This window comes from Algibacter sp. Ld11, assembly GCF_045066735.1.
Classification (GTDB): domain Bacteria; phylum Bacteroidota; class Bacteroidia; order Flavobacteriales; family Flavobacteriaceae; genus Algibacter.
In genome coordinates, this window is record NZ_JBISHH010000024.1 from 556,698 (window position 1) to 583,529 (window position 26,832).

At 33.3% G+C, this 26,832-nt stretch carries 28 protein-coding genes; 12 read left to right on the forward strand and 16 right to left on the reverse strand.

What is annotated here, in order from left to right:
- The first annotated feature begins 46 nt into the window (after window positions 1-46).
- Complete coding sequence (locus ACJJV4_RS12705) at window positions 47-760, forward strand: hypothetical protein (RefSeq protein ID WP_405294980.1); 714 nt, start codon at window positions 47-49, stop codon at window positions 758-760.
- Window positions 761-836: 76 nt separating this feature from the next.
- On the opposite strand, the gene ACJJV4_RS12710 is transcribed toward ACJJV4_RS12705, so the two are convergent.
- Window positions 837-2,924 (reverse strand): M13 family metallopeptidase, encoded by a 2,088-nt coding sequence (locus tag ACJJV4_RS12710; RefSeq protein ID WP_405294981.1) that lies wholly within the window; start codon window positions 2,922-2,924, stop codon window positions 837-839.
- 127 nt (window positions 2,925-3,051) lie between these two features.
- The gene (locus tag ACJJV4_RS12715; RefSeq protein WP_405294983.1) at window positions 3,052-3,570 is read right to left on the reverse strand and encodes a hypothetical protein; all 519 of its coding nucleotides are present in this window, start codon (window positions 3,568-3,570) and stop codon (window positions 3,052-3,054) included.
- Window positions 3,571-3,816: 246 nt separating this feature from the next.
- Here ACJJV4_RS12715 and ACJJV4_RS12720 point away from each other — a divergent pair, with 246 nt between their 5' ends.
- From ACJJV4_RS12720 to ACJJV4_RS12730, 3 genes are all read left to right on the forward strand, one after another.
- Window positions 3,817-4,407, forward strand: a complete 591-nt coding sequence (locus ACJJV4_RS12720; RefSeq protein WP_405294985.1) for a HupE/UreJ family protein — start codon at window positions 3,817-3,819, stop codon at window positions 4,405-4,407.
- Between the two features lie 244 nt (window positions 4,408-4,651).
- Window positions 4,652-5,086 carry a deoxycytidylate deaminase gene (locus ACJJV4_RS12725; RefSeq protein ID WP_405294987.1) on the forward strand — a complete coding sequence of 145 codons (435 nt, stop codon included), beginning with the start codon at window positions 4,652-4,654 and terminating at the stop codon, window positions 5,084-5,086.
- Window positions 5,083-6,687, forward strand: a complete 1,605-nt coding sequence (locus tag ACJJV4_RS12730; protein ID WP_405294989.1) for a S41 family peptidase — start codon at window positions 5,083-5,085, stop codon at window positions 6,685-6,687. The genes ACJJV4_RS12725 and ACJJV4_RS12730 overlap by 4 nt, the downstream gene beginning before the upstream one ends.
- Before the next feature lie 79 nt (window positions 6,688-6,766).
- Here the strand turns inward: ACJJV4_RS12730 and ACJJV4_RS12735 are convergent, their stop codons facing one another.
- Together ACJJV4_RS12735 and ACJJV4_RS12740 are read right to left on the reverse strand one after the other, a co-directional pair.
- Window positions 6,767-7,516 carry a uroporphyrinogen-III synthase gene (locus ACJJV4_RS12735; RefSeq protein ID WP_042496453.1) on the reverse strand — a complete coding sequence of 250 codons (750 nt, stop codon included), beginning with the start codon at window positions 7,514-7,516 and terminating at the stop codon, window positions 6,767-6,769.
- A gap of 22 nt (window positions 7,517-7,538) precedes the next feature.
- Window positions 7,539-8,186 carry a DUF4271 domain-containing protein gene (locus tag ACJJV4_RS12740; protein WP_405294992.1) on the reverse strand — a complete coding sequence of 216 codons (648 nt, stop codon included), beginning with the start codon at window positions 8,184-8,186 and terminating at the stop codon, window positions 7,539-7,541.
- A 118-nt stretch (window positions 8,187-8,304) separates the two neighbouring features.
- On the opposite strand from ACJJV4_RS12740, the gene ACJJV4_RS12745 reads away from it, so the two are divergent.
- From ACJJV4_RS12745 to ACJJV4_RS12755, 3 genes are read left to right on the forward strand one after another with little or no spacing between them, the layout of a single operon-like run.
- On the forward strand, window positions 8,305-9,027 hold the full coding sequence (locus ACJJV4_RS12745; RefSeq protein WP_405295419.1) for a polyprenol monophosphomannose synthase: 723 nt from the start codon (window positions 8,305-8,307) through the stop codon (window positions 9,025-9,027).
- A gap of 8 nt (window positions 9,028-9,035) precedes the next feature.
- Window positions 9,036-10,382, forward strand: a complete 1,347-nt coding sequence (locus ACJJV4_RS12750; protein ID WP_405294993.1) for a dihydroorotase — start codon at window positions 9,036-9,038, stop codon at window positions 10,380-10,382.
- A complete protein-coding gene (locus tag ACJJV4_RS12755; protein WP_405294995.1) occupies window positions 10,379-11,035 on the forward strand; it encodes a DUF4296 domain-containing protein in 657 nt (218 codons plus the stop codon). Before ACJJV4_RS12750 ends, ACJJV4_RS12755 begins: the two co-directional genes overlap by 4 nt.
- Here ACJJV4_RS12755 and ACJJV4_RS12760 read toward each other — a convergent pair.
- Window positions 11,001-12,002 carry an NAD-dependent epimerase/dehydratase family protein gene (locus ACJJV4_RS12760; protein WP_405294997.1) on the reverse strand — a complete coding sequence of 334 codons (1,002 nt, stop codon included), beginning with the start codon at window positions 12,000-12,002 and terminating at the stop codon, window positions 11,001-11,003. The two genes, ACJJV4_RS12755 and ACJJV4_RS12760, sit on opposite strands and share 35 nt — an antisense overlap.
- A gap of 338 nt (window positions 12,003-12,340) precedes the next feature.
- Window positions 12,341-12,679, reverse strand: coding sequence for a hypothetical protein (locus ACJJV4_RS12765; protein WP_405294999.1), 339 nt, complete (start codon window positions 12,677-12,679; stop codon window positions 12,341-12,343).
- Between the two features lie 33 nt (window positions 12,680-12,712).
- On the opposite strand from ACJJV4_RS12765, the gene ACJJV4_RS12770 reads away from it, so the two are divergent.
- On the forward strand, window positions 12,713-13,174 hold the full coding sequence (locus ACJJV4_RS12770) for a DUF1569 domain-containing protein (RefSeq protein WP_405295001.1): 462 nt from the start codon (window positions 12,713-12,715) through the stop codon (window positions 13,172-13,174).
- Window positions 13,175-13,232: 58 nt separating this feature from the next.
- On the opposite strand, the gene ACJJV4_RS12775 is transcribed toward ACJJV4_RS12770, so the two are convergent.
- From ACJJV4_RS12775 to ACJJV4_RS12795, 5 genes are all read right to left on the reverse strand, one after another.
- Window positions 13,233-14,249: a phytase gene (locus ACJJV4_RS12775; protein WP_405295003.1), complete on the reverse strand. Its 1,017-nt coding sequence runs from the start codon at window positions 14,247-14,249 to the stop codon at window positions 13,233-13,235.
- A gap of 2 nt (window positions 14,250-14,251) precedes the next feature.
- A complete protein-coding gene (locus ACJJV4_RS12780) occupies window positions 14,252-17,095 on the reverse strand; it encodes a TonB-dependent receptor (RefSeq protein WP_405295005.1) in 2,844 nt (947 codons plus the stop codon).
- Between the two features lie 216 nt (window positions 17,096-17,311).
- Window positions 17,312-17,572: a 50S ribosomal protein L27 gene (gene rpmA, locus ACJJV4_RS12785; RefSeq protein WP_158846950.1), complete on the reverse strand. Its 261-nt coding sequence runs from the start codon at window positions 17,570-17,572 to the stop codon at window positions 17,312-17,314.
- A gap of 41 nt (window positions 17,573-17,613) precedes the next feature.
- On the reverse strand, window positions 17,614-18,249 hold the full coding sequence (gene rplU, locus ACJJV4_RS12790) for a 50S ribosomal protein L21 (protein ID WP_405295007.1): 636 nt from the start codon (window positions 18,247-18,249) through the stop codon (window positions 17,614-17,616).
- A 98-nt stretch (window positions 18,250-18,347) separates the two neighbouring features.
- Window positions 18,348-18,800, reverse strand: coding sequence for a DUF4199 domain-containing protein (locus tag ACJJV4_RS12795; protein ID WP_405295010.1), 453 nt, complete (start codon window positions 18,798-18,800; stop codon window positions 18,348-18,350).
- 189 nt (window positions 18,801-18,989) lie between these two features.
- On the opposite strand from ACJJV4_RS12795, the gene ACJJV4_RS12800 reads away from it, so the two are divergent.
- Window positions 18,990-19,496, forward strand: a complete 507-nt coding sequence (locus ACJJV4_RS12800; RefSeq protein ID WP_405295012.1) for a heavy-metal-associated domain-containing protein — start codon at window positions 18,990-18,992, stop codon at window positions 19,494-19,496.
- A 56-nt stretch (window positions 19,497-19,552) separates the two neighbouring features.
- On the opposite strand, the gene gldD is transcribed toward ACJJV4_RS12800, so the two are convergent.
- From gldD to mutY, 4 genes are all read right to left on the reverse strand, one after another.
- On the reverse strand, window positions 19,553-20,134 hold the full coding sequence (gene gldD / locus ACJJV4_RS12805) for a gliding motility lipoprotein GldD (protein ID WP_405295014.1): 582 nt from the start codon (window positions 20,132-20,134) through the stop codon (window positions 19,553-19,555).
- A gap of 3 nt (window positions 20,135-20,137) precedes the next feature.
- The gene (locus ACJJV4_RS12810) at window positions 20,138-21,442 is read right to left on the reverse strand and encodes a gliding motility-associated protein GldE (RefSeq protein WP_405295016.1); all 1,305 of its coding nucleotides are present in this window, start codon (window positions 21,440-21,442) and stop codon (window positions 20,138-20,140) included.
- A gap of 53 nt (window positions 21,443-21,495) precedes the next feature.
- A complete protein-coding gene (locus tag ACJJV4_RS12815; RefSeq protein WP_405295018.1) occupies window positions 21,496-21,945 on the reverse strand; it encodes a single-stranded DNA-binding protein in 450 nt (149 codons plus the stop codon).
- A gap of 156 nt (window positions 21,946-22,101) precedes the next feature.
- Complete coding sequence (gene mutY, locus ACJJV4_RS12820) at window positions 22,102-23,142, reverse strand: A/G-specific adenine glycosylase (protein WP_405295020.1); 1,041 nt, start codon at window positions 23,140-23,142, stop codon at window positions 22,102-22,104.
- 138 nt (window positions 23,143-23,280) lie between these two features.
- On the opposite strand from mutY, the gene ACJJV4_RS12825 reads away from it, so the two are divergent.
- The 3 genes from ACJJV4_RS12825 (at window position 23,281) to ACJJV4_RS12835 (ending at window position 26,144) form a co-directional block, all read left to right on the forward strand.
- On the forward strand, window positions 23,281-23,571 hold the full coding sequence (locus ACJJV4_RS12825) for an HU family DNA-binding protein (RefSeq protein WP_042496479.1): 291 nt from the start codon (window positions 23,281-23,283) through the stop codon (window positions 23,569-23,571).
- Window positions 23,572-23,927: 356 nt separating this feature from the next.
- The gene (locus ACJJV4_RS12830) at window positions 23,928-25,475 is read left to right on the forward strand and encodes an Rne/Rng family ribonuclease (RefSeq protein ID WP_405295023.1); all 1,548 of its coding nucleotides are present in this window, start codon (window positions 23,928-23,930) and stop codon (window positions 25,473-25,475) included.
- Window positions 25,476-25,757: 282 nt separating this feature from the next.
- Entirely contained in the window at window positions 25,758-26,144 is a 387-nt protein-coding gene (locus ACJJV4_RS12835) for a hypothetical protein (RefSeq protein ID WP_405295025.1), read from the forward strand.
- Between the two features lie 6 nt (window positions 26,145-26,150).
- On the opposite strand, the gene ACJJV4_RS12840 is transcribed toward ACJJV4_RS12835, so the two are convergent.
- On the reverse strand, window positions 26,151-26,747 hold the full coding sequence (locus ACJJV4_RS12840) for a DUF6515 family protein (RefSeq protein ID WP_405295027.1): 597 nt from the start codon (window positions 26,745-26,747) through the stop codon (window positions 26,151-26,153).
- Between the last annotated feature and the right edge of the window lie 85 nt (window positions 26,748-26,832).

Here is a 26,832-nt window from a genome sequence, read left to right on the forward strand (position 1 = left end):
AGTGTTTATTTTTTATAGTTTTAGCGTTTTAAATTAAACTAGATAGATGAAAAAGATTTTATTACTTGCTATTGTTGCATGCGGTTTTCAAATGCAAGCTCAAACAAATTCAGATTTATTAAAACATTACGAAGGGTATTATAAGCAAATGAGACTGCAAGGCGATGTGCAAGGTATTATAAATGCCATGACGCACTTAAATGTTTTGTCTCCATCGGAAGCACGCCAAGATACATTGGCTTACATTTATATGAGTGAAGGTAAATATGTACAGGCTTTAAATACAATAGGTGTGGTAAAGATGTCTACCGATTCTGATATTGCAGTTGAGGTAAAAGCCGTGTCTTTAAAAGCAGTAAAGCGACCAAAATTGGCCATTGAGCATTTTAACGAAATGTTTAAAAGAGAACAAAATCCATTAGTAGCTTATGAGTTGGCAGAATTAAATATGCAAACTAATATGCAGGCAGAGGCTCAAAAGCATATTGATTATGGTATTGCCAATTCGGAAGCAGACATGAAAAAGGCTTTTTACGAAACACAATCGCCTTATGAGGTGCCCTTGAAATCGGCCTTTATGTATTTAAATGCTTTGGCAACTTATAATAAAGATAAAACAGCAAATATTGATGCTTCAGTAGATATTTTGGATGCTATTTTAAAAGAAGCGCCTAACTTTAATTTAGTACAACTTACCAAAACAGAATTGTTAAGACAAAAACAAGTGATGCAAGCGCAGGCTGCTCAGGATAAAAAATAAGAATAGTTATAGTATTAAAAAAGGCGTTTTCTAATTGTAGAAAACGCCTTTTTTTGTTTTTATTAATTATATGTTATTACCAGATTTTCACACGATTTTCTGGTTCAATATACATGTTGTCTCCGGCTTTAATGTCAAAAGCAGCATAGAACGCATCTATATTGAGTAAAGGTTGTACAGCCCTGTTCATTCCAGGAGAATGTGGATCTGTTTTTATTCTTGTCTTTAAAGCATCGTCTCTCATCTTGCTTCTCCAAACGGTTGCCCAACTCATAAAAAAGCGTTGTTCTGGTGTAAAACCATCAATAGGCTCTGGTCTTCCGTTAGCTTCCAAATCCATTTGTAAAGCATCATAAGCAGCATTTACACCACCTAAATCACCAATGTTTTCACCAAGTGTAAAAGCACCGTTAATATGTACATCAGGTAAAACTTCAATAGCACTATATTGATCGGCTAAATTTTTTCCTAAAGCTTCAAATTGTTTTAAATCTTCATCAGTCCACCAATTGTTTAAGTTTCCGTTTTTATCGTAACGAGATCCAGAATCATCAAAACAATGTGAAATTTCATGACCAATTACAGCACCAATACCTCCGTAGTTTACAGCATCATCTGCAGTGAAATTGTAAAATGGTGGTTGTAAAATAGCAGCAGGAAAAACAATTTCGTTGTAAGGTGGGTTAAAGTAAGCATTCACTACTTGCGGTGCCATACCCCATTCGCTTTTATCCACAGGTTTAGATAAGTCTGCAATGGTTTTTTTGTGATTCCAAGCTCTAACGTTAAGTATGTTTTGTAAGTACGATCCGTTTTCTCCTGGACCTTCAATTTGCAATTCTGCGTAATCTGTCCATTGATCGGGATAAGCAATTTTTACTTTTAGAGCTAAAAGTTTTTCAATAGCTTTTTGTTTCGTTTCTTCCGTCATCCATGATACATTCGAAATTCTATTTTGAAAAGCTAGAATAACATTTTTTATCATACGTTCTGCCTTTGCTTTAGCTTCAGGTGGAAAGTAATTTTCTACATACAACTTCCCTAAAGCTTCACCAACAGTATTATTTACAGTTCCTAAAGCGCGTTCGTTTAAAGGTTTTTGAGCCTTAGCACCACGAAGTTCTTTACTATAAAATTCCCAGTTCGCTTTAGCTAAATCTGTGCTTAATAATCCAGCAGCATCATTAAAGCTGTTCCAGCGTAAATAAGCTTTCCAGTCTGCTACGTTGTTTTCTTTTAAAATACCTTGTAAAGCATCAAAATACTTTACTTCGCCAACGATTACGGTATCAATAGATTTTACGCCAATACCTTTAAAGTAAGCATCCCAGTTTATTGCTGGCACCATGTTTTGTAAATCGGCAATAGATCTTGGGTTGTAGCGTTTACGAGCATCACGACGTTCAACTTTATCCATTTTAGGGATGGCTAAGCGTGTTTCAAAATCTAAAATTTGTAAGGCTTCGGAGTTTGCTTTTTCTTCAGATTCTCCTAAATATTGTAACATTTTAGCAATGTGTGCTATATACTTGGTTCTAATTTCTTTAGAGTTTTCATCATCGTTAATGTAGTAGTCACGATCTGGTAAGCCTAAGCTACCACCGCCAATATAACCAACATTTTTGTTACTGTCTTTAGGGTGGGCGCCTACGTAGAAACCAACAAACCCTGAACCACTTTGAGACTCCACTTCTATAATGTAATCTTGTAAGTCTTCTATGTTTTTTATAGCATCAATTTTTGCTAAATATGGTTTTAGTGGGTCTATACCTTGCTTATCTCTAGCAATGGTATCCATGATTGTTTGGTATAACTTTACAGCTTTATCTTGGTCGGAACCGGCTATAATTTCCGTTTTCTTTAAATCCTTATCAGTAGAAATTGCTGCTTTTAAAATAGTAAGTGCATCGTCGTCTGTTTTTTGTCTAAGCTCGTCAAAACTTCCCCAACGGGTTCTGTCTGATGGGATTTCATTGTTGTCTAGCCATTTTCCGTTAACGTATCTAAAAAAATCGTCGTTAGGTTTGGCATCCGTATCCATGAATTCTATGTTAATTCCTGGTGTAGGTTCAACTTGAGCTATGGCTTCTTTGTTGTCGGTTTTACAAGCGACAACGGATAAAAAAGCGAACCCACTTAAGAGTGATAAATAATTCGGTTTCATTTTCAATTTTTAGGTTTGTAGTAAGTTATTGTTTTAACATGTAATCTTGTACGCTAAAATACATATAAATTCCACTTTATAGAAGCAGATTAGTTTAAAAATGAAAAATGAAGTTGAAAAAGAATAGTTAAGGTTTAACGATGTTAATGTTGTCAGCTTCAATTTTTTGATTCATTTGAAAGTTGAAGTTAGAAAACGATATTAAGAAGTCTTTTATAGTTGAAAGCAGTTCGTTTTTATTTGTAGACTCTAAATTAGATAGGCTTTTTAGCTTGTAAAGATGAGTTTCTAAGGCAGAAATTCTAGCCAGTGTAGCATCGCTGTTAACTTCTTTTGGAATGTCTTTTTTTAAATCACGTAAAAGTGTTTTTATGTTTTTGTCGTTGTCGTAAAAAAAAGTAAGATCGGCTTTTTTTACATTGTTTATAACGGTTTCTAGTTGAAAGTATTCTTGCCATTCGGCTATAGCTTTTTCTGTTTTAGCATCCAAGGCATACTCCACATACTTAAGTTCAGTAATACTTTTTTCTGAAAGATTTTGAGAGATTGTTTCTTCAGTTTTAGTTTCGGCTTCAGCATCTTGTGTTTTTTTACATGCCGAAAATGAAAGTAAAATGCTTAGAGTAATCAAAATTTTACACGTCATTGCAATTCAATTAAAAGGTAGACTACAAATATATACTAATCTGTAATGTGTTTGGTAATAAGTAGAACGAAATGGCGCTATATTTTGTTGTGTTAAAGTATTGCACTAGCGATAAATACTTGATTTGTAAAAAAATAAGCGTTTTTAAAATAAATGTAATTAATTGTATCTTTGATGCAATACCAAATGTGTTTTAAAGAATAGAACGCTTGTTAAATTTGGTATAATCCCTAAAAAGAAATTAATATGTTAGAAAATTTTTGGTTTAACGTGGAGTATGGTGTAAATCACGTACTAGATATAAATGCCTACGATCATGTTTTATTTTTAATTGTTTTAACAGTGCCTTATTTGTTTAAAGATTGGAAACGTGTACTACTGTTAGTTACCATGTTCACTCTAGGGCATACCCTCTCTTTGGTTATGGCAGCCTATGGTGTGGTTACTGTAAACGGAGCGGTTGTTGAGTTTTTAATACCTGTTACCATTTTGATTGCGGCACTTTTTAATGTGTTCACCGCTGGAAAAGGAGCGCAAAAAGAAAAAGTAGGTGTCTTGTTTTTAACAACACTTTTCTTTGGTTTAATACATGGTTTGGGCTTTGCGCGCGAGTTTAAAATGCTTTTAGGGAGTAACGATAACAAAATTTTACTACTATTAGAATTTGCTTTAGGTATCGAGTTGGCTCAAATAATTATTGTATTTATTGTACTGTTTTTGGGTTATTTGGTGCAAACCATTTTTAGGTTTTCTAAGCGCGACTGGGTTATGGTTATTTCGTCTATTGTTGTTGGTTTAGTTATTCCGATGATATTGAATAGCGACTTTTTATCTTAATTTTTACTAAAACTTTAACTTACAGAGGTTGTAATTAAAATACAATCGAACTATATTCGTTTAATCGAACAGGCTGGTTTGCGTTAGGGATTGATGCGGCATCCTTTTTTTATAAATTCGACTGCCTAAGGAGGAGTATTTATAGAAAAAGATATAGCGGAAAGCCCGACCCGAATAAGCCTAGTGTATCTAGATTAATGCCTGAGATTTAAAATGAGGGTAACGCCATAATTAAAACGAATTGATGCCAATAAATAAACAACAAAAGTATGATAAGGCCTATTTGCGCATAGCGAAAGAATGGGGTAAATTATCGTATTGTAAACGCCGACAAGTTGGGGCGATAATTGTAAAAGACCGTATGATTATTTCGGACGGATACAATGGAACGCCATCGGGTTTTGAAAATTTTTGTGAAGATGATGAAGGTTATACAAAATGGTATGTATTGCATGCCGAGGCCAATGCTATTTTAAAGGTTGCAGCTTCTACTCAATCGTGTAAAGGGGCAACATTGTATATTACTTTATCGCCTTGTAAGGAGTGTAGTAAGTTAATACACCAAGCCGGCATTGTAAAGGTGGTTTATCATAATTCTTATAAAGATGATTCGGGTTTAAGGTTTCTTGAAAAAGCAGGGATTGAGCTTGAACAAATAGTTGATTTAACAGCAGAATGACTTATCAAAAAAAATATTTGCCATTAATTTTAGGTGTAGCTATTGCTGCGGGAATATTTATTGGAGGGAAGTTGAGTTTTTCGGGGTCTTCGGATCGAACTTTTACTAAAAACAGTAAAAAGGAAAAGCTTAATAGGCTTATTGATTATATCGATTACGACTATGTGGATGATATTAATACAGATAGTATTGTAGATGTGACTGTTAACGGGATTTTGGAAAACTTAGATCCGCATTCAGTGTATATTCCTAAGGAAGAAATGGAAGGTGTTGCCGAGAATATGAAAGGTGATTTTGTGGGTATTGGTGTTAGTTTTTATCCGTATAAAGATTCTATTGCCGTTATTCGATCTATTGAAGGCGGCCCAAGTGAAAAAGCTGGTATTAAAGGAGGTGATAGAATTGTGATGGCCGATGGCGACACGCTTTATGGAACTAAATTGCGTGAAAACGATATGGTTAAAAAACTAAAAGGTCGTATTGATACCGATGTAAAACTTAAGGTTTTTAGAAAAGGTGAACCAGAACTTTTGGATATTACCGTAAAGCGTGATCTTATTCCAATTAAAAGTGTAGATGCGGCTTATATGTTAACCAAAAAACTAGGTTATATTAAGGTGAATCGGTTTGCGGAAACCACTTACGATGAGTTTAAAACAGGTCTAGATAAATTAATAGATTTGGGAGCAACTGAAATTGCTTTGGATTTACGCGATAACCCTGGTGGTTTTCTCGATACTGCTAATAAAATTGTAGATGAGTTTTTAGAAGAGGACAAACTTATATTGTTTACTAAAAATAGAAGAGGCCAAATAAACGAGAGTTTTGCTACCGATGAAGGTGATTTTGAAGACGGCAAAATTTATGTTTTAATAGATGAGAACTCAGCTTCGGCTAGTGAAATTGTTGCTGGGGCCATACAAGATAACGACAAAGGCACCATTGTAGGACGTCGCTCTTATGGTAAAGGGTTGGTACAACGTGAAATGGAATTGGGAGATGGCAGTGCCGTGCGTTTAACGGTATCTAGATACTACACGCCAACGGGGCGTTCTATCCAGAGGCCTTATAAAAATGGAAATAAGGATTATTATGATGATTACTTTACACGCCTAGAAAGCGGTGAATTATTAGATTCTGATAAAATAGAAGTTGCCGATTCCTTAAAGTTTACAACGCCAGGAGGAAAGGTGGTTTATGGCGGTGGCGGTATTATTCCAGATGTTTTTGTGCCTATAGATACAAGTATGCAAAATGAAACATTAACGTTTTTACAACGTCGTGGTTTTATGGGGTATTTTGTGTTTGAAGAATTGGAGAAGGATCGTCATAAATATGATGAGATTTCGCGTCGGGATTTTATAGATTCTTTTGAAGTGAGCGATGATATGGTTTTTGCCTTTCAAGATTATTTAAATTTAAGAACAGATACCGCGATTACTTTTGTGGCCTATCAACAAGAAATAAAACAATTTATAAAGGCTACTTTGGGAGATCAACTATTTGGAGATGGTGCTTTTGATGAGATTTTTAATCAGAGTGATACCATGATTGATGAGGTGATTAAGCTCAGTGATGAAGGTTTTGCAAATAAAGAGTAACGATTTATATAACTTATAATAACAAAAACGCCCGATTTAATTAAATCGGGCGTTTTTGTTATTATCTAAAAAAGGTTGTTTATTTACCTTTATTTACTTTATCAATATATTTCTGTAAAGCCATGGTCATAGAAGGTGTTTCTGGTGTTGGCGCAGCAATATCTACACGTAACCCTTTTTCTTCTACTGCTTTAATTGTCGTGTTTCCGAATACAGCGATACGCGTATCGTTTTGTTTGAAATCTGGAAAGTTTTGAAATAAAGACTCTATTCCCGATGGACTGAAAAACACAAGTATGTCGTAAAGTACATCAGCTAAATCTGTTAAATCACTAACCACAGTTTTGTAAAAAGTAGCTTGTTTCCATTGTACACCTAACGCATCTAAAGTATCTGGTACTTCTGGTTTAACTTTATCGGTAGTTGGTAATAAGAATTTTTCGTCTTTATATTTTTTTATAAGTGGCGAAAGTTCAGCAAATGTACGTTTACCAACATAAATTTTACGTTTTCTATAAACCACATATTTTTGCAAATAGTAAGCAACAGCTTCTGATTGACAGAAGTATTTAAGACTATCCGGAACTTTGAAACGCATTTCATCGGCCACTCTAAAAAAGTGATCTACTGCATTTCTACTTGTTAATATAATGGCTGTGTACTGGCCTAAATCTATTTTTTGATGTCTAATCTCCTTTGCAGAAACTCCTTCAACATGAATAAAAGGACGGAAATCTATTTTCACCTTTTGTTTTTCTTCTAAATCGAAGTAAGGTGAGTTTTCTATTTTAGGTTCTGGTTGAGATACTAAAATGGTTTTCACTTTCATAAGAGCAATCAGTTTTATTCTGTTATTTTGAAGCCAAAACCTTATATAAAAACAGGTAAGGTGCGATTTCAAGTGCGCAAAGATACAAAATAAAATAAAACAAGTTGTTTTTTATTAAATTTAGATGTCTTTTAAATGAGGTTATTAGCCCGATTAAATTCACTAAAACAAGCAGGCCGATAAAGCCATATATTACTTGCGTTGTTGGCGAAAAAGTAAAGAGCAGAAGGGCATTTATAGGGAGTAAAACAACGCCTAAAAAATTTTTGTAGCTAATTTTTTGAAAAACATATTGGTCAATAAGTTCATCTATAGAAAAGATGCTACCTAAAAGACGTTCAAAAAGTACTTTAATTAGCACAAAAACAGATATGCCTACAGCTATTTTAAACATTAAATTGGCCGAGACATTTGTGATGTCGTAAACATGTCTATAAACGATATAGCCAAACACAGATGCCGATAGAATTAAGTTTCCAAATAATAGGGCATCAAACTTGTCGAAAAATTTTTGGTCTCTAGCATAAATATTAAGATACTTTGAGTTTATTACAACAAAAGTGAAGTCTGTAAAACGTTTAGGCGCAGTGAGTTTTGCTATAGCAATAACGGCCATACCTATTATTAGTAGAATGGTAAATAGTTCATTTGAAGGAATAGCTCTAATCACGGTATAAAATTATTATAATTATTAGTAAAACAACTAAAATATTAAGGAATTTTTAAAGAACCCGTATTTTAAAAAATGTACATTTGCTAAAAAATTGTAGGCTTTCAAAAGGAGAATGATGAAGGGTAGTGTTGTAATTATTCCAACATATAACGAAATAGAAAATATAGAAGCTATTATCAAGGCGGTGTTTGCTCAATCTGATGACATTCATGTACTTGTTGTTGATGATAACTCGCCAGATTTAACACCTTTAAAAGTTAAGGAACTTCAGGATATATTTACTAATCGATTATTTTTGGAAGTTAGAAAAGAAAAATCGGGCCTTGGTACCGCTTATATTCACGGTTTTAAATGGGCAATTGATAAAAAATATGACTATATTTTTGAAATGGATGCCGATTTTTCACATAATCCAACCGATTTAATAAAATTATACAACGCTTGTGCGCTCGAAGGCGCAGGAGTATCCATTGGTTCACGATACAAAACTGGGGTAAATGTCGTAAATTGGCCAATGAATCGCGTGCTAATGTCTTACGGAGCGTCAAAATATGTGCGTGTTATCACCGGAATGCAAATTCATGATACTACGGCAGGTTTTGTTTGTTACAAGCGAGAAGTATTAGAGGCTATAGACTTAAGTACTATTAAATTTATTGGTTACGCTTTTCAAATTGAAATGAAATTTAAAGCTTATTTAAAGCAATTTAAAATTATTGAAGTCCCTGTGATTTTTACAGATAGAACAAGAGGAGTTTCTAAATTAAGCGGAGGTATTATTTCCGAAGCTATTTTTGGAGTAATTACAATGAAATTAAAAAGTCTATTTAAAAAGTAGGAAAGATTATGACATTAAGAACTACACTTATTAAAAACGCACACATTGTTACCGATGGAAAAACGGTAAAAGGCGATATATTAATTGAAGGCAATTACATAAAAGAAATTAGCGACTCTATAAGTGCAAAATCTGCCGATGTGCATGTGCTTGACGCTGAAGGAAAATATGTTTTACCAGGTGCTATTGACGATCAGGTGCATTTTAGAGAGCCAGGTTTAACGCAAAAGGCAAATATTGAAACTGAATCTAGAGCAGCTATTGCAGGAGGTATTACGTCATTTATAGAAATGCCAAATACCAATCCACAAACAACAACCGTAGAGAAACTGGAAGAAAAGTTTGAAATAGCCGAGAAAACATCTTATGCTAATTACTCGTTTATGTTTGGTGGTACTAACGATAATTTGGAAGAAATTTTAAAGGTTGATCCAAAAGCGGTGGCTGGTTTAAAACTATTTTTAGGTTCTTCTACCGGGAATATGTTGGTAGATGATCCAGCGGTTTTAGAAAATATTTTTAAAAGTACCGATATGGTAATTTCTGTACATTGTGAAGATGAGGCTACCATAAAAAAGAATTTGCAAGAACACATCGATAAGTTTGGTGACGATATTCCATTAAAATATCACCCAATTATCCGTAGTGAAGAGGCTTGTTATATTTCATCATCGAGAGCTATAGAATTAGCAAAAAAAACAGGTGCTAGACTACATGTATTTCATTTATCTACAGGAAAAGAAACAAGTTTGTTTACTAACAAAATTCCTTTAAAAGATAAAAAGATTACAGCCGAAGTATGTATACATCACCTTTGGTTTAGTGATGAAGATTACGATAAAAAAGGAACATTAATAAAATGGAATCCTGCTGTAAAAACTAAAGAAGATCGCGATCAACTTTGGGAGGCTTTACTCGACGATCGTATCGATGTTATAGCTACAGACCATGCACCACATACTATAGACGAAAAAAATAACGTTTATACAAAAGCACCATCAGGCGGACCATTAGTGCAACACGCCATACCTGCAATGTTAGAAATGTACCATAAAGGCAAAATTTCTATTGAAAAGGTAGTCGAAAAAATGTGTCATAATCCGGCTATTTTATTTCAAGTAGAAAAACGTGGTTATGTAAAAGAAGGCTATTTTGCTGATTTAGTTTTAGTAGATTTAAACAACCCATGGACGGTTAAAAAAGATAATATTTTATATAAATGTGGATGGTCTCCATTTGAAGGTGCTACCTTTAAATCTAGAATAACACATACGTTTTTGAACGGAGCCTTAGTATATCAAAATGGTAAGTTTAATGATGTAAAAGCAGCAAAACGATTAACTTTCGATAGATGATTTTAAACCGATTTGTAACATATTTAAGCATCATTTTATTGGCAACAGCTTGTTTTCAATTTAAAGAACCTAAAAAACCTGGGAATTTAATTTCTAAGGAAAAAATGGTTAGTATTTTAATCGATGCTAAAATTATAGGTTCGGCCAATATGGCTAATAAACGCATTATGGAAAGCCATGGTGTGGATTTAGAAACCTATGTGTTTGAAAAACATAATATAGATAGTTTACAGTTTGCCGAAAGCAACGAATATTACACATTTAATATTAAGGAATACGATGAAATTTACCAAAAAGTTAAAGATAGCTTAGAAGCTTTAAAAGTTTTTTATAAAGATTTAGAGAAAAAAGAAGCCGCAGAAATTGTTGAAAAAAGAAGGCTAGATTCTTTACAAATGTTAACGACGTTAAAAGATTCTATTTCTAAATTAAAGCTTCATGACTCTATTAAAACACGATTAAAAAAAGAAGTTTTATTAGATACGACATTGTTAAAAAAGAAGTTGGATAAAATTATAAAAGAAAATAAAACAATTAGCGATGATGCCTTAGAAAAACTCGAACGTGTAGACCACAAAGAGCTTTCAAAAATGCCATCGAAATTACTCAAGCCTATTTCTATTTCAGATAAAGACGTCCGGTCTCGCAAATAACATCATCAACAGCTTTAAATTTAAAGTTTAAAGCTGTTTTTATTTTATCGCTACTATACTGCGTATCGGTGGATAGTGTTCGCACCAAATTCCTTGTTAATTGCCTACGCATACCTGTAAGTTTTGTTTTAAACCAATCTAATTGCCAGCCTATATTTAGTAGCCAGTTTGGAGCTAGTTTTTTAGGCGGTTTCCCGTTAACAGCGGTCGCCACAGCCTCTAAGAACTTTTTATAGGTCCAATGCTCGGCTACCAAAACAAAACGCTCGTTCTTAATGTCGCTTTGCATTAAATCAATCATGACTTTCACTACATCATCAACAGTTACTAGAGCAATAGTTCCCGATGTGTAAAATGGAAATCCTTTTTTTGCTTTCTTAAATAAATTTCCAGTACCGTTATCCCAAAAACCAGCACCTAAAATAACACCAGGATTAACAATTACAGCGTCTAAACCCTCCTGAGTACCACGCCAAACTTCCATTTCGGCACCGTATTTTGTAATGGCATAAGCATTATTATCTGCTTCCGGATCCCAAATAGTTTCTTCGTTTACAGGTTTATTGTTCAATTCGCTTCCTAACGTAGCAATAGAGCTTACGTAGCAAAGTTTTTCAACGTTTTCGGATAAACATAAATTAACAACATTGGCAGTCCCGTCAATATTTGTGCGTCGTAAAAGATGGTATTTATTGGGCTCAAAAGAAACAAAAGCAGCACTATGGTAAACATATTTAACGCCTAAAAAAGCTTCTAAAAGTGCTGGAATATCTAAAATATCTGCCTTAACCCATTCAATAGAAGCGAAAAGCATTTCAAAATCAGCATCAAGCGATGCAAACACATTTTTAACCAATTGCAATTTGTGCTCACTCCTGTAAATTGCTCTAACTTTTTCTTTTTGGTTCGCTAATTTATACAGTAAATGCGCACCAACTAAACCCGTACCACCAGTAACTAAAATCATGCAACTAAAGTAATAAATATTTAAGCCATAGCCGTTGTTTTAGACTAATTTGGGCAATTTTATTTTGGCTTTTAATGGCCAAAATAAACCGCGCTTTCCGCTATATCTTTTAGGTGCATAAAAGTTTATATAGATTAATAAAGCGTTTTTAAACCTTGTAAATTATGCTTTTTAAGCTGGAGTAGGCCGCACCAAAAAGGATGCCGCTACAATCGCTATTGCAATAATTACCTATTAAGAATTAATAAAAAACTAAGTTTTTAGGTGAAAATAAAACTCATTACACTATTCAAAAGGAGAATACTAAATTTTAAATGTTTTCTTTGAATCAATATGGGTTAATCCACATGGTCTTCTTCAAAATACCACCACAAGCTAGAATCTATAGAAGATTTCATTTTAGTAATATCGGCATCATCCTTTAAAAATACAGTAATGTTTTCGCTTACTCTGTTTTGTCCAATACTTTCGGTAATTTCAATAGTATCAATTTCATTAAAGTGTTCTAAGTGTTTTTTAATTCTCGCATCTAACGATTCGTCACTCAAAAAAATCTTGATAGCTTGATGGCTCGGGGAATTTCTAATTTCAGATCTAAACGGTAGCATAGGCGTAAGTATTAAGTTAAACATTAAGTAATTGTAAGTGCAATACTCTAAAGTTAATAATTTATTCAATATCTTTCATTAAAATTATTAAATTAACAGTAAATGAGTGAAATTTTAACAGAAATGTTATTTAAAATAGAAGAGCACGTTTCCTCTAAAAATAAAGTTAATAATAAAATTTCTAAAGCTTCAGTAGGTTGGCAGCTCGATCATGCGTCAAAAGTTTTTAATGCAGTAAGTGAACAGACTATAAATTCTAACCCTGAAATGTACAAACCTAGTTTTAGTGTTATGCGTTTGGTATTATTTAAGTTGGGTTTCTTTCCAAGAGGAAAAGCAAGAGCTCCCAAGATAGTTAGGCCTCCAGAAATTATTTTAGAGACTGATATATTTAGCCAATTACAACATGCTAGAACTAATATTTTAAAACTAGAAAAAGTGCCTGCGAAGTCTTATTTCAAACATCATATGTTTGGTATGCTAAATAAAAAACAAACGCTTCGTTTTTTAGAAATACATACTAACCATCATTTAAAAATTATAATAGATATTATAAACGCATAAAAAAGGTTCTTCGAAAATCTTTTCAAAGAACCTTTTTATATTAAAAATATAGGATGTTTTATTCTAACAATTTTAGCTTCGCTAAATCGTGAAAATAAAAATTCTTTTCATCATTCATAGAAACAAAAACACCATTAGGAAATTTATTACCTAAAGCAGTTGTTGTTACATCGCAACCATCGGTTTCTAAAGTGCCTAAATTTAATTCCTTAATAAACGCATTTGTTTTTAAATCGAAAACACAAAATGTATGTGCTTGTTGATTTGAAACGATTAAAAACGATTTGTCTGCGTATTTTGCAATAGCAATACCTTCAATATCACGTTTGAAATATTCACCTCCAAAAGTATAAATTTCTTTGTCACCTTTAGAAGGTTCTGCGTGATACTTTCGAATGCCGTGCATCTCATCGGAATAATATACAATTGCGTTTTCGTTATCTACAGCAATAGCTTCTATTTCTTTTTTACCGCTAAAAGCTCCAAAAGTTCTAACTAATTTAGAGTGTACGCCTAAACTATCAGATGTTAATAAGTATTGGTGTAAATAGCCTTCTTTTGGTCCATTTTTACGGCCAACAATAGCATAGACATCGTTTGTTTTTGGTGATTTAAAAAGTGCAATACCCATTGGAGCATCAAATTCTGGTGTAGTTTCATTTTCAAAAACCGGAAAACCGCCTTTGTCTAACGGTTGCATGTCGGGTACGGAATACAAACGAATGGTTTTACTCTCTCTTTCTGTAAAGGCTATAATATCAGTTTGGGTAGAATCGCTAAGTTTAAAACCATATTCTAAATCGATGTTGTTAGGCCGTTTTATATTTCTAATAGTTTTATTCTCTATAATTTTTCCGTCTAAATCAAAGGCATAAATGGCACCGTCGGTTTCTTTATCGGTTCCAAAAATAATGCTGTTGGAAGCATTTTTTGGGTTTACCCAAATAGCCGGATCATCGGTATCGTGCAATGTGGTTTCTGTAATAACATCGGGCGCAATTTTTGGAAACCTATTTCCACATCCTATTAGAGATAATAGAGTTGCAAAGAGTATTATTTTAGTATAGAATGTCATGTTTAGTTTCTTTTAAATAGATCGTATTTTAGACCAAAGGTTAAACGTTGTCCATAAGACTCAGACTGCATTGTTCTCGATTTTTCACCTTGATAATAACGTAAAGGCTGATCCGTTATATTGTTCAAACTCGCATAAATACTTAAGTTTTTATTGAATTTATAACCAGCGTTAAAATCTAAGAAAAATTGTTTGTCGTAATAGCGGTCTTCAAAAGCACGACCGCCAATTTCATCTACATAAGCACCCGAAAAATTAGCCGAAAGTCTCGCGTTGAATTTTTTATCGGCATAAGCTAATGAGCTGTTGAACATATTTGGTGCGGTGTTTGGTAAATCTAAATCGGTACGTTCTTCACCATCTTCATTCCTAATACCATCGGCACTAGAGGATAAATGTGTGTAATTTAAGTAAATACTTAGGTTTTTAGCAAAATTTGGTAAGAAATCTAACTGACGTTGGAAAGCGAATTCAAAACCCAAAATAGAAGCTTGGTCGCCATTAAATGGCTGGTAAACTTCAAAGTCATTTTCATCTTCATATTGAAAAACATAGATAAAATCTTGAATGTCTTTATAGAAAATGCCTCCAGAAATAATACCAACAGATTTAAAATAGTGCTCTGCCATAACATCGAAATTCATGGAAGTTGTAGGGTCTAGTTCTGAGTTACCCAATTTAATCTCTTCATCTTCATTGTTAATTTCTCTAAAAGGAACAAGGTCTATATAGTTTGGTCTTGCTAATGTATTGGTCCAAGCAAAACGTAAAACAGTTTGTTTAGTTAAATCGTATTTTAAGTGTAAGCCAGGTAAAATATTTGTATACGAGTTTTTATCGGTAATACTATTGCTTCCTGCAAAATCGCCGTCTTCATTAAAAATTATTTCGTTACCTGTGCTGTTTATGTTAGTATGTTCTAATCTAACCCCTAATAAAATATTTAATTTATCGGTTACTTGTTGACTTATCATTGCATAACTAGAAAACACGTTTTCGTCGACATCAAAATTTGCTGTTAAATATTCTTCTGGTAAATTTTCAGCTTCAAATAAAGTGGCATCGTTAAGATTTAATTGCCCTAAAAATTCGGTTGTGGCAAAAGATCCAACGGCATATTCACTTCCGGCTAAAAAATCGGGGTTGCTGTAATTTCTAGTCGGAATTCCGCCTAATAAATCAAAGTTAGAATCTTCTGGGCTGTATTCCGTAAAATCGTTCGTTCTGTTTTTATTTTTCAACCTAGTTTTTATACCAAATTTTATAAATCCGTTATTGTCATCAAATAAATTCAGAGGTAATTTAAAATTTGCTAAAGCATTAAAATCTTTTTCTTCAGTGTATTGGTTTTCTTCAGTTAATTCTCCAAATTCAAAATTATTATATAAAGCGTCGTTAGCATTAACAGGAGTAAATAAAGGGTGTCTAGAGTCGTTGTTATAGTTAATTGTGTATTCACTTTCATATTCTAAATAGCGCTCGCTTAAGCGTTCTTCCGAGGCTTTCGAATAAACGGCCATCCAGTCTATTTGTAATTTATTGACCAAATGCTTACCACCAACATTATAATTTTGCATACGTTGGTCTTCTAGTCTTGTATTTTTGTTTCTAGAATTATCAATACCACCTTTAGTTTGGCGTTTAGCTTCTACAGGAAACATAGTTAGGTCTCCATTTGAGTCTATAGTAAAATCGGTACCTTCGATGTTTTCACCGTCTAAGATTTCATGTTCTAATCTAAATCTATTTTCACGATCGTCTCTCCAGTTGTAAATAGACTTAAAGTAAATACTATTGTTTTGATCTAGTTTGTAATCTAAATTAGCCGAAAAACTACGTCTAGTACGTTGTACTATATAGTCTCTAATTTCAAAGGTTTTTGCGTAAGGGTTAACGGTTACTTCTTCTAAATTATCTTCGTCATCATTTGCGTTAAATTCAAATTCATCTTCCCACTCGGCTTCAAAATTATGGCTTCCAAAATCGTTATCGTTTACCGATGCAGAAACCATCCATCCAAATTTACCATTATCACTTCTGTTACCAACTAAAAAGGAACCATTTAATATTTTTTTGTTAGAAATGTAGTTGATACCTGAGCCGGCTGTGGCTGATACCCGGAAACCTTCTGGAGCAGTTCTTGTTACTAAGTTTACCGAGCCACCTAGAGCATCGGCATCCATATCTGGGGTTACCGCTTTGCTCACTTCAATAAGCTGTATCATGTCTGCAGGGATTAAATCCATTTGTACATTACGGTTATCTCCTTCGGCTGATGGTATACGGCTACCATTTAAAGTTACTGAGTTTAATTGAGGTGCTAAACCACGAACAATAATGTTTCTAGCTTCACCTTGGTCTACTTGCATCGTGATGCCTGGTATGCGCTTTATGGCATCGCCAATGTTGGCATCTGGAAACTTACCAATTTGATCTGTAGAGACTACATTGGTGATGTTTTGTTTATTTTTTTGAGCATTAAGTGCTTTGGCCTGTCCGCCTATATAGCTTGTAATCGTTATGCCATCTAGTTCTAATGCTTTAGGAGTAATAGTGAAGTTTAAAGTTGAAGTCGCGTTTGCTTTTACTAAAATGTTTGCGCTACTATCATCATAGCCAATATATTTTACTGTTACGGTTTGGTTACCAGCAGGAACTCCAATAAGTGTAAAGTTTCCATCAACATCGGAAATTGTTCCCTTTTTCAAAGATTCGATTATAATATTACTGAAAGGTACTTTTAACCCATCGCTATCTGTAATAACACCTTGAATATTACCTTCTTGTGATATTCCTATCAACGAAAGTAGTAGTGTTATTATTAAAATTACATTGTTTTTTCTCATGATTATGGTTAGTTATTTTGTCTCGACGAAATAATAAAAATGAGAATGAAATTGGATTATGTCTTTTTTAAGTTAACGTTAACTGTGTAGAAGAAAACTGTGTTTTTTAATCTGTAGTTAACATTAAAAGAACATTTAGTACATATTAATTTTTGTCAACGCAAAAACCCTTTCTGGAAACAGAAAGGGTTTTAATTTTATTAAGAACGTTAATTTCTAAGCTTCGAAAGGCTCGATAGAAACGTAAGATTTGTTATCTTTTTTCTTAGTAAATTTTACAAGACCATCAACATATGCATGTAATGTATGATCTTTTCCTTGGTATACGTTTTCACCTGGGTGATGCGTGTTACCACGTTGTCTTAAAATGATATTTCCAGCAATAGCAGCTTGTCCACCAAATATCTTAACGCCTAAACGTTTTGATTCTGATTCTCTACCATTCTTCGAACTACCAACTCCTTTTTTATGAGCCATGATCTAAGGTTTTATATTGTTATACTTAAGTGATTTAGCAATTATGCTTTACCACCATCTAATTCGTCTTGCCATTTTTTTAACTCATCCCATTTGCCATCGGCAGCTAATTGAGCTTGTGCTGGCCATGTGTCAGTTACGTGGTTTCCACGAACATCAGTGATGATTTCAGAAATTTTTGAAGCTTCAGTTTTTGCTAATTCAGCAAAAGTTGTAATTCCTGCAGCAACTAAAGTTTCAGCGATTTTTGGTCCAATACCTTCAACTTTTTTCAAGTCGTCTGCTTTACTTGTTGCTTTTTTAGCAGCTGGCTTAGCTTCGGTTTTTGGTTCTGCCTTTTTTACTGGTGCAGCTTTTTTAGCTCCAGAAGTAGCAATACCTTCAATTACGATTTCAGTTAAAGATTGACGGTGACCATTTTTTACACGGTAACCTTTACGTCTTTTCTTTTTGAAAACAATAACTTTATTGCCTTTAAGGTGTCTTAAGATTTTTGCACTTACTTGTGCTCCATCTATAGCTGGGGCGCCTACAGTTACATTGTCACCATCACCAACTAGAAGTACATTATCGAAAGAAACTTTCTTACCTTCTTCTGTTGCTAAACGGTTAACAAAAACTCTTTGGTCTTTTTCAACTTTAAATTGATGCCCTGCTATCTCTACAATTGCGTACATAGCGTAACGTTTTTATTAATTAATTTGTTTATAAAATCTGCTTATTTTGTCCATAAGCGGGTGCAAATATACTGCTAATTAATTAATTTACAAACGATTTATTCGTTTTTAGGTATATTTTGGCTTATTTTAAAGCGTTGCATGATTACAAAGGCAGAAACTAGTGTTGTAGCTAAACCCATTACGGTTACTATAAAGGTTATTAAACCTGCGTTAATATTGAAGCTTCCGTTCATTGAATTGGTGAGCGTTGGTAAATAATCTAGGTCTATTTCTGTGGAATAAATTAAAAAAAAGATTGAAAAAATTAAAGTTGCAATAAAGCCCGTAAAAATCCCTGTCTTAAACCCTTCGCCATAACTAAAGGTGTTAATGTCTTGTAGTTTACGTAAGCGTATAGCTTCGTAAATGCCAAAACCAGTAATTACAGAATTAAATAAACTGAATAGCGGGTTTTTATGTAAATCGAATAAGCCAAGAACCAAGAAATAAGCAATTAATACGGCACTTGTAACGAGCCCAAATCTAAGGGGTAGCGATATTTTTTTCATGGTTTATTTAGTTTAGTTCCTTTCAATTTCGTGAAAATTTATGATTTATCATAATATTTAAATGCTTTTTGGTCTTAATTATTGTGTTTTCTCTGTTATAAGAATCATAAAAAACACCAATTTTATGCTCTAAATAGCAAGTATTTAGTAATTTTGTTGTTCTAAGAACTTAAAAAACGAGTTATGAAAATGATAAAGAATATTTTAATGTTGGCTATTGTTGCAATAGTTGCGTTTAGTTGTAAAAATGACGCTAAAGCTGAAGTTAAAACAGTTGAGCATGCAGTAAGTGAAGCTGTGGCTAAACTAGATCCAAATGCAACTTATGCTAAAGCGGAGTTTACTATTGAAGGAATGACGTGTGCGATGGGGTGTGCTGCAACCATAGAAAAAAAGATAGCTAAAATGGAAGGTGTAAAATCTTCTAAAGTAGATTTTGATAAAAAATTAGCCATGGTTGAATATGATGAGGCTAAGGTTTCTCCAGAGTCACTTACAAAAACCGTGGCAAGTGTTGCGGATATATATAGCGTAAAAGATATGAAAACCGTAGATGCTTTTTCAAATGGAAAAGAAACTGCAAAAACATGTGAGCCAGGATGTGAAAAATCTTGTTGTACAGCAGGTGCAAAAGAAGGTGAAAAAATGAGTTGTACTGCCGATTGTAAAGAGGCTTGTTGTGCTAAAAAAGCGTAATACTTTTACTCAAGAATATATTTGAACGCTTTAGTTTTTTAACTGAAGCGTTTTTTTTATTTCCATTTTATACTTTCCATAATGCGCTTCATGTCATTTTGTAAATAGTGTGCTGCAGGCAGTATAGAGTCGTAATTTGGTTTTGTTTTAAAATATAACGAAGCGGTTAAAAAGTGGTTTACACTATCTGTGATATAAAATTGTGCAGGAGAGGCAACGTTTCCTTTTACTTCAGAAAATAACCCATAGACGCTACGGGCTTTGTTTTCGTATGGATATGCAGGTATCTCGTCTGCTTTTTTGGTGTGCTCTAATGTTAGTTTTTGTGCGTCTTCAATAAAATCGCTTAAGTTTTTTTTATCCTTTTCAATAGCTTTGTAGGTTAAAAAAATAGTGCCTTTTAATGTTGAATATTCTATGTTTAAACCATAGCTTTCTGTTGATGCTCTTAAAGGTTTTATTTTAATTTGTTCAGCTAATCCATTTGTTTCAAAAGTGAAAGGGAGTGTTTCTAATTGAGTGTTAGAATAGTTTGGTTCTGGATATTCTAAGCTTAAAAATGCCTTTGGTTTAGGGATGTAATCTTCATTACATGATAAGCAGGCTGCTGCCATTAAAAACACGTATAACTTCTTCATAGATTATGTTATTGTAAACTTAACGAGTCTTATTCTTTTTTTATCTAAGGCCTCAATAGTAAAAACGTAATTTTTGAAATTTATTTTACTATTAAGTTTTGGGAAGCTTCTGGAAATTTCTAAAACAAAGCCTGCAACAGTTTCAGCTTCACCTTTGTGGTCTTCAAAAACTGTTTCATCTTCAATTTTAATAATTTTATAAAAATCTTTTAAAGCAGTTTTACCTTCAAAAACGTAATTATTGTCATCTAGCTTGGAGTATTTTAAATCTTCATCGTCAAATTCATCACTAATATCGCCAACTATTTCCTCAATAATATCTTCTAATGAAATTAAACCCGATGTACCTCCGTATTCATCTACAACAACGGCTAAATGAACTTTTTTCTCTTGAAATTCTGCCATTAAATCATCTAGCTTTTTGTTTTCTGGAACAAAAAATGGTTCGCGAATTAAAGTCGCCCAATCAAATTGTTTTCTGTCAATAAAAGGGAGTAAATCTTTAACATATAGTATGCCTTTTATGTTGTCTATGTTATCTTGGTAAACTGGGATTCTAGAGTAGCCGTTTTCTACAATTTCCGGCATGATATCCATGTATTTTTGCTCGATATTTAGAGCGAAAATATCTATTCTAGGTCGCATGGCTTGTTTAGTATCTGTATTTCCAAAAGATACAATGCCTTGTAGAATACGTTGTTCTTCTTTTGTAGTATCTTCTTCGCTTGTAAGTTCTAAGGCTTGCGATAATTGATCGATGCTTAAATTTGATTTTTGCCTTCCTAGTTTGCTGTGTATCGCTAATGTTACACTGCGCATAGGTAAACTAATAGGAGAAAGCAAAACGTCTAAAACCTTTAGAGGGTAAGCCATAAAGCTAGCGAATTTTAGGTTGTTTCGGCTAGCGTAAATTTTAGGTAAAATTTCGCCAAATAATAAAATTAAGAACGTTACAATAATAACGTCTAAAGTGAATTTTAGAATAGGGTTTGTAATACCTTCAAATAAACTAGTGCTGAGGTAGGCAAATAAGATTACAACAGCAATATTTATAAAATTGTTAGCAACCAATATAGTGGCTAATAACTTTTTTGGACGCTCTAAAAGTTGTAGAATAATTTGAATACGCTTAGATTTTGCTTCTAGATCGGCTTCTATATCAGATTTAGATAATGAAAATAAAGCGACTTCGGCTCCAGATATGAGTGCCGAGCAAAATAAAAGTAAAAATAATAGTAAGTAACCTAAGGCAACAGAAAAATCTATTGCAACAAATAAACTGATTAAACTTGTGGGGTCAGGATCCAAGAGCTTGAGTTTTAGTTAAACACAGGGTTCTCGAAAAAAGATCGAGAATAATATTAAAATGGTAAGTCGTCATCGGCGTCTTCAATGGGTTTGCTTGCTGGTTGTGGACTAGCTGCAGCAGGTTTTTGTTGTGTTGCTGTGTTGTTAGCATTGCTTTCACTTTCTTTTTTAGTAGAAAGAAAAGTAAAATCACTGCATTGTATTTCTGTAGAGTATCTATCGTTACCCTTTTCGTCTTGCCATTTTCTGGTTTTCAATCGACCTTCGATATAAACTTTATCGCCTTTACTTAAATATTTTTCGCAAATTTCGGCTCCTTTATTTCTTACTACAATATTATGCCAATCGGTGTTTGTAACACGTTCATTGGTTTGTTTGCTAACATATGTTTCGTTTGTAGCTAAAGGGAAACGACCAACACACCCACCTCCTTCAAAGTAGTGCATTTTAACTTCGTCGCCTAAATGCCCAATTAGCATAACTTTATTTAATGTTCCAGACATAATTTTGTGTTTTAAGAGAATGCAAAAATAGATAAATAATTCCTATTAATCTTTATTTTAAATTAACCGAAGTGGATTACTATTTTGGCAAAAAAAATGTTTTGTATTCCTTTTTCTAAAATTAATAAAAAAATATTGTTTGCAGGAATTAAATGGTTAAAAATTAAAAGCTTCTATAAAATCGCCAATTAAAATAGGTACGGCAAAATCCCGAACGTTTTCAACAGCAACACCTTTGACAGGAAGTTTTTCTATGTTAATAATCCAGAATTGCGTGTAAAGATGTTGGTGAGATAATTTGTGCACAATGGGCTCCTTATTATATAGGGATAATTCAAAAGCTTTATTGGCTAGTAGCTCGTGGTTTTTTATTAAAGTTTTAAAGCTTTTAGAGTCTATAATATTTTCGGTTTCTACTAAAGGGAATTGATACAGGTTTTGCCAGATACCTTTGCCTTGGCGTTGCTGTAAAATGGTGTGTTCGTTTTCTGAAATAAAAACTAGAAAATTAAAATGTTTTTTTTTAGCCTTGGCCGATTTAATTTTTACAGGTAATTCGCCTATTAAATGTTTATTAAAAGCAATACAACCTTTACTAAAAGGACATAAGCTACAATCTGGGCTTTTTGGTTTGCATTGTGTAGCACCAAACTCCATAATAGCTTGGTTGAATTCTGCGGGCTGTTTTTTGTCTATTAACTTTTGGGCAAGTAATTTAAATTCTTTTGCACCTTTACTAGAGTTTATAGGTGTGGAAATTCCAAAATAGCGAGATAGTACTCTGTAAACATTACCATCTACTACTGCAGTCACTTCCTCAAAGCAAATAGAAGCTATAGCGCTTGCGGTATAATCGCCAACACCTTTTAATTTTAAGAGTTCTTTATAGGTGTTGGGGAAGTGGCCATTCAAATTGGTTGCCACATGCTTTGCAGTTGCATGTAAATTTCTCGCACGAGAGTAGTAACCTAGACCTTGCCAAAGTTTTAAAACATCGTCTTCATTTGCATTTGCTAAATCGAAAACGGTGGGGTATTTAGCTGTAAAAGCGTCATAATATGGTAACCCTTGCTTAACTTGAGTTTGCTGCAAAATTATTTCCGACAGCCAAATGTAAAACGGGTTAGTGGTTTTTCGCCATGGTAATTCTCGCTTGTTTATTGAATACCAGTTAATTAAAATTTTTGAGAATATCATAATTGAATTTATACCGGTTGCAAAAATAAACGTTTATAATCTTAAATTTTAATGAATTAGGTTTGAAATATTGAAAATATAATTCCTATATTTGCATCCCTTTTAGAATTTATAGAAACATTAAAAATAATAGCAATAATGACAAAGGCTGATATAGTAGCAAAAATTTCTGAGAAGTTAGGAATTGAAAAAGGAGATGTTCAAGCAACTGTTGAGACATTTATGGAAGAGGTAAAAACTTCTTTAGAAGGTGGAGATAACGTATATTTAAGAGGTTTTGGTAGCTTTATTATAAAGACTAGAGCAGAAAAAACGGGTAGAAATATTTCAAAAAATACTACCATTAAAATACCTGCACACAACATCCCTGCATTTAAGCCTGCAAAAGTATTTGTAGAAGGCGTTAAAACAAATGTAGACGTAAAATAAAAACACAAGTACTGGAATCGCTTCAGTATTACAGAATTATTAATTTTTAAAACACTCTATTTATGCCAAGTGGTAAAAAACGTAAGAGACATAAGGTAGCAACGCACAAACGTAAAAAACGTAGACGCGCTAACCGTCACAAGAAGAAAAAATAAATCAAAAAAGTAGTTAGATTAGCTACTTTTTTTGGTTTTAAAAAACAAACAAAGTTCTTTGAAATGAGTTCATTCAATTAAAAATAATGAACTCCACAGATTTATTAAAAAATCCTGTGAGTTTGGTAAAGCAATTTACTAAACCAAAATATTGTATAATCCATCTGTCTCGATTTTTCGAGGTGGATAAAAATTAACAAAATGGATAAAGAATTGATTATTCGATCTAGTTCCGAGCATGTTGATTTTGCCTTATTAAAAGATGGAAAACTTATTGAATTACAGAAAGACGAAGATGGTAACAATTTTTCGGTTGGCGATGTGTTTATTGCCAAAATAAGAAAAACTGTTCCTGGTCTAAATGCCTCATTTGTTAATGTAGGTTACGAGAAAGATGCATTTTTGCATTATCACGATTTAGGGCCAAAGCTACCTTCACTTTTAAAATTCACAAAACGTGTAAGCACAGGTAAACTTAAAGAGTTTTCTTTAAAAAATTTCCCATTTGAAAAAGACATCGATAAAGACGGTAAAATTGTCGATGCCTTAAAATCAAACCAATCGCTATTAGTACAAATAGTAAAAGAACCAATATCTACAAAAGGCCCTAGAATAAGCTCCGAGCTTTCTATTGCTGGTAGGTACATTGTTTTAGTTCCTTTTTCAAACCGTATATCTATTTCTCAAAAAATAGAAGATCGTGAAGAAAAAGATCGATTAAAACGCTTGGTAAAAAGCATAACCCCTGCGGGTTTTGGTATTATTGTACGTACAGTAGCGCAAGGCAAAAAAGTAGCCGAACTGGATAAAGATTTACAAACATTGTTAGGTCGTTGGACCGCAATGTGTAAAAAATTACCGAAAGCACAACATCCCAGTAAAGTATTGGGCGAAATGAATAAAGCCTCATCAATTTTACGAGATATATTCAACGACACCTTTACAGGAATTACCGTGGATGATGAAGTGCTTTTCGATCAAATTAAAGACTATTTGCAAGAAATTGCACCTAAAAAAGAATCTATCGTTAAATTGCACCAGTCCAAAACCCCGATTTTCGAAAAATTCGGTATCGAACGACAAATTAAAACCTCGTTTGGTAAAACCGTATCTATGGCAAAAGGCGCCTATTTGGTTATAGAACATACCGAAGCCCTGCATGTAATAGATGTAAACAGCGGAAACCGATCCAATAAAGCCAACAGTCAAGAAGACACAGCGCTAGAGGTTAACTTAATCGCAGCTACCGAAATGGCTCGCCAATTGCGTTTACGCGATATGGGAGGTATAATTGTAGTCGATTTTATAGACATGACCAGTGCTGAGAATAGGCAAAAACTCTTCAATCACTTACGTGACGAAATGAAGGATGACAGAGCAAAACACAAAATTTTGCCACCAAGTAAATTTGGACTCATACAAATAACGAGACAACGCGTTCGACCAGAGATGAACATTAAAACACGAGAAGAAAATCCCGATGTAATAATTAATGGTTCCGAGGTAGAAGCACCAATAGGTATCGTAGAAAAAATTACGCACGACCTAGAAAAATTATTGAAAAAAGACTATAAGAAGTTGACTTTAAACACACATCCTTTTATAGCGGCCTTTATTACCAAAGGCTTTCCATCTATGCGTTCAAAATGGTTTTTTGAACACAAAAAGTGGGTTAAAATTTTACCAAGAGATGCTTACACGTATCTAGAATATCATTTTTTTGATAAAGATGGTAATCAAATTAAATAATAAAAAAGACCCTTACTAATATTTAGTAAGGGTTTTTTTATGGAGTAAATTTGAGTTTTACTTTTAAAGGTTTGGGCTTTCCGCAGTCGCTTTTGTGTATTGCATAGTTACAACAACAAAAAAAGAGTTTTAACCAGGCTTTAATCCTTAACGTCGTTTATCGACTAATTTTTATGTTTCTCCTTTATTTTTAGCACTTTACGATAAGTATATTGAATATAACAGCATAGAATCCGTAAATTTGCAATCCAAAAAAATAAATTTCATTAACTTAACCTACGCATGATACATTCCGCATATAATAAAGAGCTAAATATTGTAGAAACTCAATTTAAGGAGGAAGTAAGCATGCACGATATTGTAGATTACTTGTTGGCATTTAAAGATAAAACAAGTTACCCAAGACAATTAAGAACACTTATAGATGCTAGAGATGCTACTTTTTCGTTTTCTTACAAGGCGTTAAAGTCGTTTAATAAAGCTAAAACGGAATCCTTAAAACAATATACTATTGTAGTTAGTGCTGTTGTAATCAATAGTCCAGCAACTGCAGCTATAAGTACACTTTATGGCGCAATAGCGAGAAATAAAAAATATAAATACAAAGTATTTTCTACTCACGAGGCTGCGATAAGTTGGTTACAAGGTTTCGAGTTTTTGGCAGAGTAAGACAATTTAGTTTTCTATAAAGCCAATAACTTCATAAGCTCTAGTGCCATCTATTTGAATTTTTTCATATAGCACATTGTTAAATTCGTAATATCTAGCTCCGTCAATAACTACCTTCTCTACATCTTGAGGTAATTCGTAAACTATGGTGCCAATCTCTGGGTTAATCACTTGATAGTAGTTATTAACCTTTGCAAAGTAAATTCCATTATGTGAATAGTAGCTTCTGTTGTTAAAATTAATTCTTTTATAGCCAACCGGAAGTGTTCTAATTTGAAAACCTGCACTTGGCACAACTGGTAAGTAACGACCTCCATTTAATCTAAAAAAGCTATTGTTTGTATAGTATATAGAAACACCATTATGCTTTATGGCCACAGAAGATTTTGGAATACTTCTTACTGAAACTACTTTTCTCGTAGGTGTCTTATAGGTCACTTTACTTCTAGAAATAGGTTTCGCCTTGGTTGTTGTTTTTGTTACTGTTTTAGTAACGGTTGTTCGTTTAGTGTTGTTTTTTTTATTATTGTTTTGAGCAACGCTAGTTGTAGAAAAGCCAACTAATAATAAAAGGGCGATTGTTGTTTTTAATATAGTTTTCATATGTTTTTTTTATGTTATTACTACTTCTTAGACCGTGTTAAATCTGTAGTGTTTAATCTAGAAACGTGCTTTAACATTTATTTAT

Excerpts from the sequence above, each read along its gene's own strand:
- ACJJV4_RS12705 (WP_405294980.1), top strand. The coding sequence starts at position 47 with ATGAAAAAGATTTTATTACTTGCTATTGTTGCATGCGGTTTTCAAATG.
- ACJJV4_RS12710 (WP_405294981.1), bottom strand. The coding sequence starts at position 2,924 with ATGAAACCGAATTATTTATCACTCTTAAGTGGGTTCGCTTTTTTATCC.
- ACJJV4_RS12715 (WP_405294983.1), bottom strand. The coding sequence starts at position 3,570 with ATGACGTGTAAAATTTTGATTACTCTAAGCATTTTACTTTCATTTTCG.
- ACJJV4_RS12720 (WP_405294985.1), top strand. The coding sequence starts at position 3,817 with ATGTTAGAAAATTTTTGGTTTAACGTGGAGTATGGTGTAAATCACGTA.
- ACJJV4_RS12725 (WP_405294987.1), top strand. The coding sequence starts at position 4,652 with ATGCCAATAAATAAACAACAAAAGTATGATAAGGCCTATTTGCGCATA.
- ACJJV4_RS12730 (WP_405294989.1), top strand. The coding sequence starts at position 5,083 with ATGACTTATCAAAAAAAATATTTGCCATTAATTTTAGGTGTAGCTATT.
- ACJJV4_RS12735 (WP_042496453.1), bottom strand. The coding sequence starts at position 7,516 with ATGAAAGTGAAAACCATTTTAGTATCTCAACCAGAACCTAAAATAGAA.
- ACJJV4_RS12745 (WP_405295419.1), top strand. The coding sequence starts at position 8,305 with ATGAAGGGTAGTGTTGTAATTATTCCAACATATAACGAAATAGAAAAT.
- ACJJV4_RS12750 (WP_405294993.1), top strand. The coding sequence starts at position 9,036 with ATGACATTAAGAACTACACTTATTAAAAACGCACACATTGTTACCGAT.
- ACJJV4_RS12755 (WP_405294995.1), top strand. The coding sequence starts at position 10,379 with ATGATTTTAAACCGATTTGTAACATATTTAAGCATCATTTTATTGGCA.
- ACJJV4_RS12760 (WP_405294997.1), bottom strand. The coding sequence starts at position 12,002 with ATGATTTTAGTTACTGGTGGTACGGGTTTAGTTGGTGCGCATTTACTG.
- ACJJV4_RS12770 (WP_405295001.1), top strand. The coding sequence starts at position 12,713 with ATGAGTGAAATTTTAACAGAAATGTTATTTAAAATAGAAGAGCACGTT.
- ACJJV4_RS12775 (WP_405295003.1), bottom strand. The coding sequence starts at position 14,249 with ATGACATTCTATACTAAAATAATACTCTTTGCAACTCTATTATCTCTA.
- ACJJV4_RS12780 (WP_405295005.1), bottom strand. The coding sequence starts at position 17,095 with ATGAGAAAAAACAATGTAATTTTAATAATAACACTACTACTTTCGTTG.
- rpmA (WP_158846950.1), bottom strand. The coding sequence starts at position 17,572 with ATGGCTCATAAAAAAGGAGTTGGTAGTTCGAAGAATGGTAGAGAATCA.
- rplU (WP_405295007.1), bottom strand. The coding sequence starts at position 18,249 with ATGTACGCAATTGTAGAGATAGCAGGGCATCAATTTAAAGTTGAAAAA.
- ACJJV4_RS12795 (WP_405295010.1), bottom strand. The coding sequence starts at position 18,800 with ATGAAAAAAATATCGCTACCCCTTAGATTTGGGCTCGTTACAAGTGCC.
- ACJJV4_RS12800 (WP_405295012.1), top strand. The coding sequence starts at position 18,990 with ATGATAAAGAATATTTTAATGTTGGCTATTGTTGCAATAGTTGCGTTT.
- gldD (WP_405295014.1), bottom strand. The coding sequence starts at position 20,134 with ATGAAGAAGTTATACGTGTTTTTAATGGCAGCAGCCTGCTTATCATGT.
- ACJJV4_RS12815 (WP_405295018.1), bottom strand. The coding sequence starts at position 21,945 with ATGTCTGGAACATTAAATAAAGTTATGCTAATTGGGCATTTAGGCGAC.
- mutY (WP_405295020.1), bottom strand. The coding sequence starts at position 23,142 with ATGATATTCTCAAAAATTTTAATTAACTGGTATTCAATAAACAAGCGA.
- ACJJV4_RS12825 (WP_042496479.1), top strand. The coding sequence starts at position 23,281 with ATGACAAAGGCTGATATAGTAGCAAAAATTTCTGAGAAGTTAGGAATT.
- ACJJV4_RS12830 (WP_405295023.1), top strand. The coding sequence starts at position 23,928 with ATGGATAAAGAATTGATTATTCGATCTAGTTCCGAGCATGTTGATTTT.
- ACJJV4_RS12835 (WP_405295025.1), top strand. The coding sequence starts at position 25,758 with ATGATACATTCCGCATATAATAAAGAGCTAAATATTGTAGAAACTCAA.
- ACJJV4_RS12840 (WP_405295027.1), bottom strand. The coding sequence starts at position 26,747 with ATGAAAACTATATTAAAAACAACAATCGCCCTTTTATTATTAGTTGGC.